This is a genomic window from Candidatus Accumulibacter sp. ACC003, from assembly GCF_907163085.1.
Classification (GTDB): domain Bacteria; phylum Pseudomonadota; class Gammaproteobacteria; order Burkholderiales; family Rhodocyclaceae; genus Accumulibacter.
In genome coordinates this window covers 265,001-277,498 of record NZ_CAJQTX010000001.1, presented here as the reverse complement: position 1 = coordinate 277,498, position 12,498 = coordinate 265,001, and the positions used below count along the sequence as shown (strand labels likewise).

The following is a 12,498-nucleotide window of genomic DNA, read 5'->3' as shown; positions in this document are numbered from 1 at the left end:
CGGGTTTTACTTGGCCGGGCAGTGGCCGGGCGACAAGCCGACGTCGCCGGTGAGAACCTTGTTCATGTCGTAGATATGGAATCGCAAGGTCAGCCCTCTCTTCCTGCCATCGGAGCTGCAGTAGTCCTTGAGCATTTGCGATCGCAGGTAGCCGGCCAACTCATCGAGGGTAATGCTTTCCTTGAGCCGACCCGGCATCGATCCCTTGATGGCCAGGTAAGTATCTCCGAAGTTGTGCTCGCAGCCACTCGGGCAATATGACAAAGCGCTGGCGAGTTCGACGTAGCCGACCGTCTTCGGCAGCTTCTCTCGCGTTTCGGCAGCCCAGCGATTGAGGAATTGCACATCGCTTTGCGGCGCCGCGGCCGGCGCGGGCGCGTCACTGCTGGCGCAATCGGAAGCGTAGATCCAGAAGTTCCCAATCTGCGCCCTGTTCTTGTCGTCGACGAATACACCCAGGGTGGCGTTTCTGCTTTTCGCCTCGCTCGTGCAATAGCCTTTCAGTAGCTGCGGCTTGAGAGACTGCTCGATCTGCGCAATCGTCGTGTTCTCCCGGGCCACATCGGTCGCACGCAGGCCCATCAGCAGATAGGACACATTATCTTTTTGCTCGCAGCCGGCAGGGCAACGTGCGATTGACGTGGTGAGCTCGAAATTACCCAGCCGCGAAGGTATCGATTGCCTCCCCTCGGCTGCCCAGGCGTTGAGGAACTGTGCATCAGGCCCCTGTGCCGCAGCGGGTACGGCGCTGAAGCCCGCCAGAACGACAGCGGCCAGACAGACGGCGCGGCTATGGCGTGCGAGTAACGCTCTGGTCTCACTCATTTAAGCGATTTCCTTTTCTCGGTTGGTTTTTCTCGGTTGCACCTTGCAGGAAGCGGCCTGGCGGCAGAATACCGGAACGGTGTCGGCAAGCCTTGCCGATGCAAAAGCGTCAACGGCGTCGCTGCCGTGTGCCGTCGAAATTGACAAGGCGTGGCCAGCTTGGCGGCCGCGATTGAAGGTGTCGATGAGACGTCGCGGGCAGCTCCGGCAGGGCCGTCAATGCGCGATTCTATCGTCATTGGAGCAAAAGCCCGGCAATTAGCTCCCTGGTGCGCCACAGCGGCCGGACAATCTTGCATTCGGGCCGGCGATCTCGCGCTCGTGATCGCCACGTTCGCCTCTACCAGAATCCCGCAAAATGGTTTATATTGCATCGCAACAATAGCGCCCGCGAGGCCCGCGCGGAAGGAACTCACAGTGGCCGACTCCGGCCCTCAGCGCTGACCGGCGTTGCATATCGCTGCGGCGATGACTACCATGCGCAAGCTGGAACGAATACTCCACGAGAGACCCACCTACACCCCGGCATTGCCCTCTCGGCGCAGGGCCGGCAGGGCGCAGCAGCCAACTCTGGCGCTGCCGCCGGCGGCTCTTGCAGCACGTCACCCGGCCGCTGCGGCGGCCCACAACAGGATCATTTCATGAAGCCAGACCATCCATCGTTCTTTAGCCGGATCGCGATTGCCATCGGCAGCTTTTTCCGGATCATCGGCGACGCCGAATTTGCCGGCCGCGTGCAGGTCTTGCGGCGCGCCGGACCGGCCGACGCGGTCGCTGACGAGTCACCCGCGGCGCCCAGCGCGCCAGCGCTCAAGGAAGCCGCGCCCGACGGCGCGCTGCAATTGCTCGGGCTGCTGCAGCGCGAAGCGCGCTTCATCGACTTCATCCAGGAAGACGTCGCGGCGTATCCCGACGCCGACGTCGGCGCGGCCGCGCGCCTGGTGCACGAGGGTTGTCGCAAGGTGCTGAGCGAGAATTTCGCCATCGAGCCGATCCGCGCCGAGGCCGAAGGCAGCACGCTCACGCTACCGGAAGGTTTCGACGCCACGGCGATCCGCATCACCGGCAACGTCGTCGGCCAGCCGCCATTCACCGGCAATATCACGCACCGCGGCTGGCGCGTCGTCGAAACACGGCTGCCCAAGCTGGCCGGCAGCCACGATCTGCACATCGTCGCGCCAGCCGAGGTCGAACTATGAGCGAGTCATCGATGAACGAAGCAAAATTCTCTATCGGCATCGACCTGGGAACGACGCATTGCGCGCTGTCCTACGTCGATATCTCCGCCAGCGATGGCGAACAGGTGGCGCTGGACGTCCTGCCGATCCCGCAACTGACCGCGCCGGGCTCGGTCGAAGCGCCCGGCCTGCTGCCGTCCTTCATCTACCTGCCGCACGCCAGCGAGCTGGCTGCCGGCGACCTGAGCCTGCCGTGGACCGCCGAGCTCGATTATGCGGTCGGTGAAATGGCGCGCAGCCGCGGCGCGGCAACGCCGATCCGGCTGGTCTCCAGCGCCAAGAGCTGGTTGTGCCACGCCGGCGTCGACCGGCGCGCGGCGATCCTGCCCAACGACGCGCCGCCGGAAGTGGCACGGATCTCGCCGATCGAAGCGTCGCTGCGTTATCTGTCGCACCTGCACGCCGCCTGGGACCACGCGCACCCCGAGGCGCCCTTCGTCGAGCAACAGATCGTCGTCACGATTCCGGCGTCCTTCGACCCGGCGGCGCGCGAATTGACCGCCGAAGCCGCCCGCAGCGCCGGCTGCGCGCAGATGATCCTGCTCGAAGAACCGCAGGCGGCGCTCTATAGCTGGATTCACAAGAGCGCCGGCGGTTGGCGCAAGCAGGTCCAGCCGGGTGAAATCATCCTCGTCGCCGACGTCGGCGGCGGCACCAGCGACTTCTCGCTGATCGCCGTTCTCGAACGCGCAGGCGTCCTCGAATTGCACCGCGTCGCGGTTGGCGAGCACATCCTGCTCGGCGGCGACAACATGGACCTGGCGCTGGCCTTCGCCGTCGCCAGCAAGCTCGGCGCCCAGGGCACCAAGGTCGAGCCCTGGCAACTGCGCGCACTGACGCATGCCTGCCGGGCAGCCAAGGAAACGCTGCTCAACGACCCGGCGATCAGCGAAGTACCCTTACTCATCGCCAGCCGCGGCGCCAAGCTGATCGGCGGCTCGGTGCGCAGCGAACTGACGCGCGAGGAACTGACGCGGACGCTGCTCGAAGGCTTTTTCCCGCCCGCGGCCATCGCCGATCGCCCGCAGGGCCGCGGCCGTGGTGGCCTGACGCAGCTCGGCCTGCCCTACGCGCAGGACGCCGCGGTGACGCGCCACCTGGCGGCTTTCCTGGCGCGGCAGGTGGCAGCGACCGCCGACCTCGAGGGCTTCAGCGGCGCCCTGCCCGACGGCGCGACCTTCCTGCACCCGACGGCGGTGCTGTTCAACGGCGGCGTCTTCAAGTCCGAACTGCTCGCCGAGCGGACGCTGACGACGATCAATTCGTGGTTGACCGCCGAGGGCGCACCGGCCGCGCGCCGCCTTGAAGGCGCCGACCTCGACCTCGCCGTCGCCCGCGGCGGCGCTTACTACGGTTATGTGCGGCGCGGCCAGGGCGTGCGCATCCGTGGCGGCACGGCGCGTTCGTACTACGTGGCGATCGAATCGGTGATGCCGGCGGTGCCCGGCATGCAACCGCCGGTGCAGGCGCTGTGCCTGGCGCCCTTCGGCATGGAAGAAGGCAGCGAAGCGGCGCTGCCGGCGCAGGAATTCGGGCTGGTCGTCGGCGAGCAGGTGCGCTTTCGCTTCTTCGGTTCGTCGGTGCGCCGCCAGGACCAGGTCGGCACGCTGCTCGACGAGTGGCTGCCCGAAGAGCTGCAGGAACTCGACGAGATTCAGACGACGCTGCCCGCCGCAGGCCGGGCCGTCGGCGAGGTCGTCCGCGTCAAGCTGCACGCGCGCGTCACCGAGGCCGGCACGCTCGAACTCGAAGCGCTGCCGCACGACGGTCCCGAACGCTGGCAGGTCGAGTTTGACGCGCGCGGTGATTCCCGCGCGGCGGACTGAGCGCGGTGCGCCAGCAGCAGTACATCGTCGGCATCGATCTCGGAACCAGCAATACCGTCGTCGCCTACGCGGCGCCCGGCAGCCGCCAGGTCGAGCTGTTCGAGATCGAGCAACTGGTCGCTGCCGGCGAGGTGGCCGCCAGGCCGCTGCTGCCTTCGGTGCGTTTCCATCCGGCCGCCGGCGAGATCAGCCCGGGTGACCTGCAACTGCCGTGGGCGGCGGCGACTACCGACGCCGCTGGCGAAGAGGCGGTCACCGGCCGCTTCGCGCTCGACCTCGGCGCGCAGGTGCCGGGTCGGCTGGTGGCCAGCGCCAAGAGCTGGCTGTCGCACGCGGCGGTCGACCGGCTGGCGGCGATTCTGCCGTGGGGCGCCGCCGACGACGTCGCCAAGGTCTCGCCGGTCGCCGCCAGCGCCAGTTATCTGGCGCATCTGCGCGCCGCCTGGCTGCACCGCTTCCCGCAGGCGCCGCTCGAACAACAGCAGCTGATCCTGACCGTCCCGGCATCCTTCGACGAGGGCGCGCGGGCGCTAACGCTGGCGGCGGCGCGGCTGGCCGGCCTGCCCAAGCTACGCCTGCTCGAAGAACCGCAGGCGGCGGTCTACGACTGGCTCTACGGCCATCAACAGCAGCTCGCCGACGAGCTCGCTGGAACGCGGCTGCTGCTGGTCTGCGACGTCGGCGGCGGCACCACCGACCTGACCTTGATCCAGGTGGCGATCAAGGACGGCGAGCCCGAATTGACGCGGATCGGTGTCGGCGACCACCTGATGCTTGGCGGCGACAACATGGATCTGGCGTTGGCGCATCTCGTCGAAGCGCGTCTGCCGGCCAGCGACGGCAAGCTCTCGGCGGCGCGTTTTTCGCAACTGACGGCGCGCTGCCGGGCGGCCAAGGAACAGCTGCTGCTCGCCGATGCGCCGCCGTCGGTGCTATTGACGCTGCTCGGCAGCGGTTCGCGCCTGATCGGCGGCGCACGCACCGTCGACCTGCCGCGCGATGAAGTCCGGCAACTGCTGGTCGATGGCTTTTTTCCGCGTGTCACCGCCGATCAGCCGGTGCAGCAGCGGCGCGCGGCGATCGTCGAGTTTGGCCTGCCCTACCCCGCCGACCCGGCGATTACGCGGCACGTCGCCGCTTTCCTCAAGCGCCACGCGCCAGCGGCGCGGCGAGCGCTGGCAGCCGACGATGACAAAACGCAAGCGCGGCAACAGCTGGCCGACGAAGAACAAGAACTGCCGGTGCCCGATACGCTGCTCTTCAACGGTGGTGTGTTTCGTGCCGAAGCACTCGCCGAACGCCTGCAGAGCACGCTCGGCGACTGGCGCGGCGCGCCCTTGCGGCTGCTGCACAATGCGCATCCCGATATCGCCGTGGCGCGTGGCGCGGTCGCCTACGCACTCGTTCGCCAGGGGCACGGGCGGCGCATCGGCGGCGGCTCGGCGCGCAGCTACTTCCTGGTTCTCGAAGACGGCAGCCAGCCGCGACGTGGCATCTGCCTGCTGCCACGCGGCAGCGAAGAAGGCCACGAGATCGACCTGCCCGAGCGTGCCTTCGGCTTGCGACTGGGGCAACCGGTGCGCTTTCACCTGGCGTCGTCGGTCGCCGACACGCTTTATCGACCCGGCGAAATCGCCGCGCTCGACGACGAAGACTTCGTTCGCCTGCCACCGATGGCGACCGTCGTGCAGGCACTCGCCGACAGCAAGCAGCGCGAAGTGCGCGTCCGCCTGATCACCGCGATCACCGAAGTCGGCAGCCTCGAGATCCATTGCGTCAGCATCGACGACGCGGCGCGCCGCTGGCTGCTCGAATTCCAGCTGCGCGGCGACGGCAGCACCGCAGGCAGCGCGTCGGAAGTCCTGCCGCCGCGCTTCGCCGACGCCGTCAAGAGCATCGAACAGATTTTTGGCGGACGCTCGCAGAGCGTCGACAACAAGGACGTCCGGCGCCTGCGCGGCCAGCTCGAGCATCTTCTCGGCAAGCGCGACGAATGGGAGATGCCGCTGCTGCGTGCGCTCTTCGACGCACTCCTGCAACGCGCGCGGCGCCGCCGCCGCTCGCCCGAGCACGAGCGACTGTGGTTCAATCTCGCCGGCTTCTGCCTGCGCCCGGGCCTCGGCGACGCGCTCGACGACTGGCGGATCGAGCAACTGTGTGAGTTGCTGGCGCCGGGAATCCAGTACGTCAACGAGAGCCAGAACTGGTCCGAATGGTGGACCTTGTGGCGTCGCGCCGCTGGCGGCCTGGCGCAGAGCACGCAGGAAGCGCTGCTCGCCGACCTGCTGCCACCGCTACAGAGCGAGCCGGCGAAGGCCGTCGCGAAAGGCCGCAACCGCCAGGCCGCGCCGATCACCGGCAGTCACGACGACATGCTGCGCCTGCTCGCGTCGCTTGAACGGCTGCCGGTCGAGCGCAAGGTCGAAATCGGCGACTGGCTGCTCGACCGCCTGCAGCGCGCCGCCGAGAAGCCGCTCGGCTGGTGGGCGCTGGGCCGCATCGGCGCGCGTCAATCGCTCTACGGCAGCGCCCACCAGGTCGTCCCCGCCGAAGTCGCCGGCCGCTGGCTGGACGGACTGCTGGCCATTGACTGGAAGAAGGTCGAGCCAGCCGCTTTCGCCGCGACGCAGATCGCGCGCCTGACCGGCGACCGCTCGCGCGACCTGCCCGACGTGGTCCGCGCAGCGGTCATCGAGCGCCTGGCGGCGAGCAACGCCGGCGCCGGCTGGATAGCGCAGATCAACACCGTCGTCGAACTCGACAAGGCCGACGAACGCCGCGCCTTCGGCGAATCGCTGCCCGCCGGCTTGCGGCTGGTGGCCGCTGACAGCTGCCCGCCAGCGGCGTAGGCGGACGCCAGCGCGGGCGCAGCGGTACGCATTTGTCGGTGCTGCACGGGCCAACAAAGCGCGGCAGGGATTGACTGCATGCATTGGCCTTGTGGCGACGTTTTCCGCATAATGCTGATGAGTCAGTCGCCAAGGCAGCCTTGCCAACGGTTTTTGCAGGACGTCGTGGCCGGCCTTGATCGGTCGACAAGTCTCTGCAAAAGCTGGCAGCGTTTGATTCAGCGATTTACAAGGAGCAAGCAATGCGCACGCAAAGAGGACCAGATCGACGCCAACGGCAGCTCGACCGACCGATTGCCGAAGCTGAACGCCGCTGCGGCAACGATCGTCGCCGACTTCAGTTTACCGAGCAATCGATCGCCGAAATGGAAGCACGCCTGGCCACGCTCGCTGGCCGCAAGAAGGACGAGCAGGACGAAGAAGGTTCAGGCTGGGACAAGCTGATCATCCCGCTCAAGTAAGGCGCACGCCGATCATCGGAACATCCGCCCGCACGGGCCGCGCAACGCTCGCGGCGCGGTAAGCGAGCCGAAAGCGTTTTCGACAGCCAGCGGCCGCCGCTCAAAGGCCTTCCGCGCCGCGCGCTGCTGGCTTCGCTGGCAGCTTGTCGCCCCCAGGCAGGCGCAGTTCGCCGCGCCGTTCAAAGGGTACGGCGCCGATAGTGGCGAGCTGCAGACGCCCGACAATCCGATAGTCGATCGCCTCACGACCACCCTTCTGCAATTCGTGGAACTGTTTGAGGGCGGTGGCCAGCGTACTGGTGGCGGTCACCGCCAGCAGCGCTTCGCCGAAACGCGGAACGTTTACCGCTTGATCCGACAAGCCGGCGACAAAGGGCTGGCCATTGACTTCGATGCTAAAGCTCAGACCGCTAATCGGCAGCTCGACATCGTTCGGATTGCGGATCCGCAGTTGCAGCGCGAAGCTTTGCTCAAAGAGCCCGAGGCGCAGCAGCCTGACGCCGGCGACGCTGACTTCGGGTCGCTGGCCGAGGCCGCCAAGGCCGGCGCAAGCGCTCAGCTGGACGATCAATGCGGCCACGACGAGCGTCAGGATCTTTCTCATGGCGCAGGATAACGCAGGATCACGTCGATCAAGCAGCAATCTCAACCGACAACGGTGACCACTACGCGGCGCCGATGGGCGATCGTGCGGTGCTCCCAGAGGTAAATCCCCTGCCAGGTGCCGAGCAACATCGCGCCTTTGCCAACCGGCACGCCCAGCGACGCGCCGGCGAGGATGTTTCGCCCGTGCGCGGCCATGTCGTCGTCGCCTTCGCTGTCGTGACGATAGGCGGCGTCGCCATCGGGCGCCCAGCGCGCCGCCAGCGTTTCCAGATCGCGGCGCACCGAGGGATCGGCGTTTTCGGTCAACACCACCGAACAACTGGTGTGTTGAACGAAAATATTGGCCAGTCCGACGTCTATCCCCGAAGCGCGCACGACGCGCGCTACTTCGGCGGTGATTTCAATCGTCCCGCGACCACGACTGTGAACATCGAAACTCTGCTGGAAAGCCATTTGCTTCTCCCTCTGGCCAATCGATTGCGCGCATGGCAAGGCGTCGCGATCAAGCGAGCGCAGCGCTCAGAACGCCGACCCTGGTGTCTTGAGAAACTCGATCTCGGCGACCGTCGATTGGCGACCAAGAATCGCGTTGCGGTGCGGGTAACGGCCGAAACGGTCGATGATCGCCTGATGCCGCCGTTCGAAGTCGAGGTTTCCTTCCATCGCCGGCGCGGCGAAGAGTTGGACGGCCAGCGCGTGCATCACTGGCGACTCGCTGTGCATGTAGGGCATGTAGAGAAAAGCCCGGCGCGGCGGTTCGAGCGCCTGGTCGGCGCCGGCAGCGATCGCTTCCTGGGCCAGCAGCAAGGCCATCGCGTCGGCGGCGAAAGCCTGCGGGCGATCACGAAAGATATTGCGCGAGAACTGGTCGAGGACGATGACCTCGGCCAACCGGCCGTCGGCGTCGCAGCGCCAGTGGTACAACTCGCAACGCATGGCGGCCGCGTGCAGCGCGCCGAAACGCGCCTCGACCAGGCGATCGAAGGCGTCAGACTTCGCCCACCATTGCGCCGGCCGGGTCTCTTCGAACCAAAAAGCGAGAACGGCAGCGGCCGTCACCACGGTCGCCCGATGAGCGAATCACCGGCAATCCGCATCAGCAATCGCTTCGTGATTGGCCGCATCATCGCTCTCACTCGCTGACCCGCCCGCGCAGCACTTTCACCGCACCGCGCCGCACCTTGCCATCGACGCGTCGGAGCTGCGAGCCGCGCGTCGGCCGCGTCGCTCGCCGCGGCGTCGGAATGAAGGCCGCGCGGGCGATCAGTTCGCGCAGCCGGCTGAGCGCGTCGAGGCGATTGCGTTCGAGGCTGCGGTGCGCCTGCGCCTTGATGATCACCACGCCATCGGCGCTGATGCGCTGGTCGCGCGTCTGCAGCAGGCGTTCCTTGAGCTCGTCGGGCAGCGACGAGGCGGCGATGACGAAGCGTAGATGGATGGCGTTCGAGACCTTGTTGACGTTCTGACCACCGGCACCCTGCGCACGGATGGCGATGAACTCGACCTCGTCCTCGCGCAGCTCGATGCGTTTCGCCGGCGTCGACATCTGCGCCCTGCTCCCTACTCGCCGCGCGCTTTGCGCGCCGGCGCGCCGACCGCCAGCGCCCGCCAGCCATCGCCACCGAGATCGCGCAGCGTCTGCATGTTGCGCTCGTAGATCGACGCCGCATCGGGAAACGCCGCCACCGCCCGCTCCACACTCTCCTCGCGCAACAGGTGCAGCGTCGGGAAAGGCGAACGGTTGGTGCAATTGCTGATGTCCTCGGGCTCGCTGTCGGCAAAGACGTAATCCGGGTGGAAGCTGGCGACCTGCAAGATACCCTCGAGTCCTTGCGTCGCGAGCACGACATTGACGACGCCGAGAAAAGCGACGTAGTCGTCGAACGCCGTGAGCACCCCGGGATGGATCAGCAAGGTCGTATCGACCTCGGCCGCTGGCACCGCCAACAGCGCCAGCAGCTCGCGCTCCAGGTCGCCGAGCAGCGTATCCTCGTCAGCGGCGTCGCTGACGACGTAACGGATCTGTCCCTTGACGTGCACGCCCTTGGCGAAGGGGCAAAGATTGAGGCCGATCACCGCGCGCTCGAGCCAGTGGCACGTTGCAGCGATGATTTCCTGGTGGCTAGGTGGCGCTTGGTTCATGGGCGAATGTTGTCTGGCAGCGGGCAGGCGAAGTGTAGCGATTCCCGCTGCGCGAGGCAAAGGCTGCAGCGCCACATCCGCGGATGCAGCCAGCGCGTCGCTAGCGGAGGTCGGCACAGAAAGCACCGCAAACCTGGCCGAGCGGGCAACCAGCAGCTGCGGGCGCGAAGCGATCATGCTGCTCACAAGCTCGGCACCGTCGCCTCGCACCAGCCCGCCACGCGGCCGAACTTAAGTTTCAGCAACTGATCGCGAGCACCGCCAATACCTTCCGTCCTCAAGGCTCGGCCTTGCACAAGGTTCAAGCGCTTGCCCTGACGCCGGCGCCGGCCTGCGTTTGACGACCCTGGCGAGATCCGTGATACTCCGAATAAGCCCTCGATCGCCGCCGCCATGCGCACCCGCCGTATCTACCTGAACCGCCTGCAGCCTGTACCTGACCCTGAAGATGTCGTGGTGGTAATCGATGTGTTGCGCTCGTTTTCGACCGCCGCGTACGCCTTTGCCGCGGGCACCACGACGATTTACCCGGTAGAGACGATCGCCGGGGCGTTCCAGCTGCAGCGCAGGCTACCCGAGGCGCTCACCACGGGCGCCATTGGCGGCGGCTCGCCGATCCCCGGCTTTGACTTTGCGAATTCACCGTCAGCCCTCCAGGGTGCAGACCTGGCTGGCCGGCCGCTGATACAGACCACCGCCGCAGGCGTCCGCGGCCTCACCCGCTTTCACTCGCCGCGCGCACTGTTCGCCGGCAGCCTGGTCATCGGCCGCGCTACGGCGAAAGCGCTCCTGGCATTGCAGCCCGCCGAGGTCTGCTTCGTGATTACTGGCGAATGGGTAGACCGCGACGGCGACGAGGACGTGGCTTGTGCAGACTATCTCGAAGCCTTGCTCCGCGGCGACGACCCGGACCCCGAACCGTACGCCGCGCGTGTCCGCAATTCCGACTTCGGCCGTCGCTTCCAGCTTGACGACAATGCCGATTTGCCAGCGAACGACATCGCGCTCTGTGCCGATGCCGACCGCTTCGACTTCGCCATCCGTGCCTCGCATACTGACGGCCGAATGCAGCTCCGCTGCGTCGGTGGCAGCAATGCGCTTGCTCATCCCGCGCCCTGCTGATTGGCGAAACAGAGCACAGAGAAAGCGGCTGGGCAGCGTCTTTCCGGCGCACAGGTCAGCGACCCGCGTGGTGCACACATCGAGTAGACGGACAAAGCCCTCGCCGCGGATGCGGGGAGGGCTTTGTTTTAGGGGAGCCTGGCGGTGACCTACTTTCACACATGTAGTATGCACTATCATCGGCGTGCCTTCGTTTCACGGTCCTGTTCGGGATGGGAAGGGGTGGGTCCAAAGGGCTATGGCCGCCAAGCATAACGGTTTCGCACGCCGCCTGCTGGCGAGGTGCGCAAAATGGGAAGAAGGTGTTGTGATTGTTTCGTTACGAGTTGCTGCTCAAGGTTATAGGATCAAGCCTCACGGGCAATTAGTACTGGTTAGCTTAACGCATTGCTGCGCTTCCACACCCAGCCTATCAACGTGGTGGTCTACCACGACCCTTCAGGGGGATCAAGTCCCCAGGGAAATCTTATCTTAAGGCGAGTTTCACGCTTAGATGCTTTCAGCGTTTATCTCTTCCGAACTTAGCTACCCGGCAATACGACTGGCGTCATAACCGGTACACCAGAGGTTCGTCCACTCCGGTCCTCTCGTACTAGGAGCAGCCCCCTTCAAATTTCCAGCGCCCACGGCAGATAGGGACCAAACTGTCTCACGACGTTTTAAACCCAGCTCACGTACCACTTTAAATGGCGAACAGCCATACCCTTGGGACCGACTACAGCCCCAGGATGTGATGAGCCGACATCGAGGTGCCAAACACCGCCGTCGATATGAACTCTTGGGCGGTATTAGCCTGTTATCCCCAGAGTACCTTTTATCCGTTGAGCGATGGCCCTTCCATACAGAACCACCGGATCACTATGACCTACTTTCGTACCTGCTCGACGTGTGTGTCTCGCAGTCAAGCACGCTTATGCCATTGCACTATCAGCACGATGTCCGACCGTACCTAGCGTACCTTCGTACTCCTCCGTTACACTTTAGGAGGAGACCGCCCCAGTCAAACTGCCTACCATGCACGGTCCCAGACCCGGATTCACGGGCCATGGTTAGAACCTCAAACAAACCAGGGTGGTATTTCAAGGTTGGCTCCACCAGAACTAGCGTCCCAGTTTCACAGCCTCCCACCTATCCTACACAAATCGGTTCAAAGTCCAATGCAAAGCTACAGTAAAGGTTCATGGGGTCTTTCCGTCTAACCGCGGGGAGATTGCATCTTCACAACCATTTCAACTTCGCTGAGTCTCAGGAGGAGACAGTGTGGCCATCGTTACGCCATTCGTGCAGGTCGGAACTTACCCGACAAGGAATTTCGCTACCTTAGGACCGTTATAGTTACGGCCGCCGTTTACCGGGGCTTCGATCAAGAGCTTGCACCCCATCACTTAACCTTCCGGCACCGGGCAGGCGTCACACCCTATACGTCCAC

The 12,498-nt window shown here is 65.4% G+C and carries 11 protein-coding genes and 2 rRNA genes (1 of these 13 running past the window's edge); 5 read left to right on the top strand and 8 right to left on the bottom strand.

Annotated elements, in window-relative coordinates; translation table 11 throughout:
• Window positions 1–6: 6 nt before the first annotated feature.
• Window positions 7–825, bottom strand: a complete 819-nt coding sequence (locus QZ656_RS01255) for a hypothetical protein (protein WP_291991673.1) — start codon at window positions 823–825, stop codon at window positions 7–9.
• 641 nt (window positions 826–1,466) lie between these two features.
• Here QZ656_RS01255 and QZ656_RS01250 point away from each other — a divergent pair.
• The 4 genes from QZ656_RS01250 (at window position 1,467) to QZ656_RS01235 (ending at window position 7,199) form a co-directional block, all read left to right on the top strand.
• Window positions 1,467–2,024: a DUF2760 domain-containing protein gene (locus tag QZ656_RS01250; protein ID WP_291991672.1), complete on the top strand. Its 558-nt coding sequence runs from the start codon at window positions 1,467–1,469 to the stop codon at window positions 2,022–2,024.
• An 11-nt stretch (window positions 2,025–2,035) separates the two neighbouring features.
• Window positions 2,036–3,889, top strand: coding sequence for an Hsp70 family protein (locus tag QZ656_RS01245; protein ID WP_291991671.1), 1,854 nt, complete (start codon window positions 2,036–2,038; stop codon window positions 3,887–3,889).
• A gap of 5 nt (window positions 3,890–3,894) precedes the next feature.
• The gene (locus tag QZ656_RS01240) at window positions 3,895–6,738 is read left to right on the top strand and encodes an Hsp70 family protein (protein ID WP_291991670.1); all 2,844 of its coding nucleotides are present in this window, start codon (window positions 3,895–3,897) and stop codon (window positions 6,736–6,738) included.
• 242 nt (window positions 6,739–6,980) lie between these two features.
• On the top strand, window positions 6,981–7,199 hold the full coding sequence (locus tag QZ656_RS01235) for a hypothetical protein (protein WP_291991669.1): 219 nt from the start codon (window positions 6,981–6,983) through the stop codon (window positions 7,197–7,199).
• A gap of 100 nt (window positions 7,200–7,299) precedes the next feature.
• On the opposite strand, the gene QZ656_RS01230 is transcribed toward QZ656_RS01235, so the two are convergent.
• The 5 genes from QZ656_RS01230 to QZ656_RS01210 form a co-directional block, all read right to left on the bottom strand.
• Complete coding sequence (locus QZ656_RS01230) at window positions 7,300–7,803, bottom strand: LEA type 2 family protein (protein ID WP_291991668.1); 504 nt, start codon at window positions 7,801–7,803, stop codon at window positions 7,300–7,302.
• Between the two features lie 41 nt (window positions 7,804–7,844).
• A complete protein-coding gene (locus tag QZ656_RS01225) occupies window positions 7,845–8,258 on the bottom strand; it encodes a secondary thiamine-phosphate synthase enzyme YjbQ (protein ID WP_291991667.1) in 414 nt (137 codons plus the stop codon).
• A gap of 66 nt (window positions 8,259–8,324) precedes the next feature.
• Entirely contained in the window at window positions 8,325–8,864 is a 540-nt protein-coding gene (locus QZ656_RS01220) for a DUF924 family protein (RefSeq protein WP_291991666.1), read from the bottom strand.
• Window positions 8,865–8,937: 73 nt separating this feature from the next.
• Window positions 8,938–9,351: an alternative ribosome rescue aminoacyl-tRNA hydrolase ArfB gene (arfB, locus tag QZ656_RS01215; RefSeq protein WP_291991665.1), complete on the bottom strand. Its 414-nt coding sequence runs from the start codon at window positions 9,349–9,351 to the stop codon at window positions 8,938–8,940.
• 14 nt (window positions 9,352–9,365) lie between these two features.
• A complete protein-coding gene (locus QZ656_RS01210) occupies window positions 9,366–9,947 on the bottom strand; it encodes a DUF1415 domain-containing protein (RefSeq protein WP_291991664.1) in 582 nt (193 codons plus the stop codon).
• Between the two features lie 393 nt (window positions 9,948–10,340).
• Between QZ656_RS01210 and QZ656_RS01205 the strand changes: the two genes are divergently transcribed.
• A complete protein-coding gene (locus tag QZ656_RS01205) occupies window positions 10,341–11,069 on the top strand; it encodes a 2-phosphosulfolactate phosphatase (RefSeq protein WP_291991663.1) in 729 nt (242 codons plus the stop codon).
• 136 nt (window positions 11,070–11,205) lie between these two features.
• On the opposite strand, the gene rrf is transcribed toward QZ656_RS01205, so the two are convergent.
• Together rrf and QZ656_RS01195 are read right to left on the bottom strand one after the other, a co-directional pair.
• Window positions 11,206–11,319, bottom strand: a 5S ribosomal RNA gene (gene rrf / locus QZ656_RS01200).
• Between the two features lie 93 nt (window positions 11,320–11,412).
• Window positions 11,413–12,498: ribosomal RNA gene (locus tag QZ656_RS01195) — 23S ribosomal RNA — on the bottom strand (it continues 1,900 nt past the right edge of the window).

Excerpts from the sequence above, each read along its gene's own strand:
- QZ656_RS01255 (WP_291991673.1), bottom strand. The coding sequence starts at position 825 with ATGAGTGAGACCAGAGCGTTACTCGCACGCCATAGCCGCGCCGTCTGT.
- QZ656_RS01250 (WP_291991672.1), top strand. The coding sequence starts at position 1,467 with ATGAAGCCAGACCATCCATCGTTCTTTAGCCGGATCGCGATTGCCATC.
- QZ656_RS01245 (WP_291991671.1), top strand. The coding sequence starts at position 2,036 with ATGAACGAAGCAAAATTCTCTATCGGCATCGACCTGGGAACGACGCAT.
- QZ656_RS01235 (WP_291991669.1), top strand. The coding sequence starts at position 6,981 with ATGCGCACGCAAAGAGGACCAGATCGACGCCAACGGCAGCTCGACCGA.
- QZ656_RS01230 (WP_291991668.1), bottom strand. The coding sequence starts at position 7,803 with ATGAGAAAGATCCTGACGCTCGTCGTGGCCGCATTGATCGTCCAGCTG.
- QZ656_RS01225 (WP_291991667.1), bottom strand. The coding sequence starts at position 8,258 with ATGGCTTTCCAGCAGAGTTTCGATGTTCACAGTCGTGGTCGCGGGACG.
- arfB (WP_291991665.1), bottom strand. The coding sequence starts at position 9,351 with ATGTCGACGCCGGCGAAACGCATCGAGCTGCGCGAGGACGAGGTCGAG.
- QZ656_RS01210 (WP_291991664.1), bottom strand. The coding sequence starts at position 9,947 with ATGAACCAAGCGCCACCTAGCCACCAGGAAATCATCGCTGCAACGTGC.
- QZ656_RS01205 (WP_291991663.1), top strand. The coding sequence starts at position 10,341 with ATGCGCACCCGCCGTATCTACCTGAACCGCCTGCAGCCTGTACCTGAC.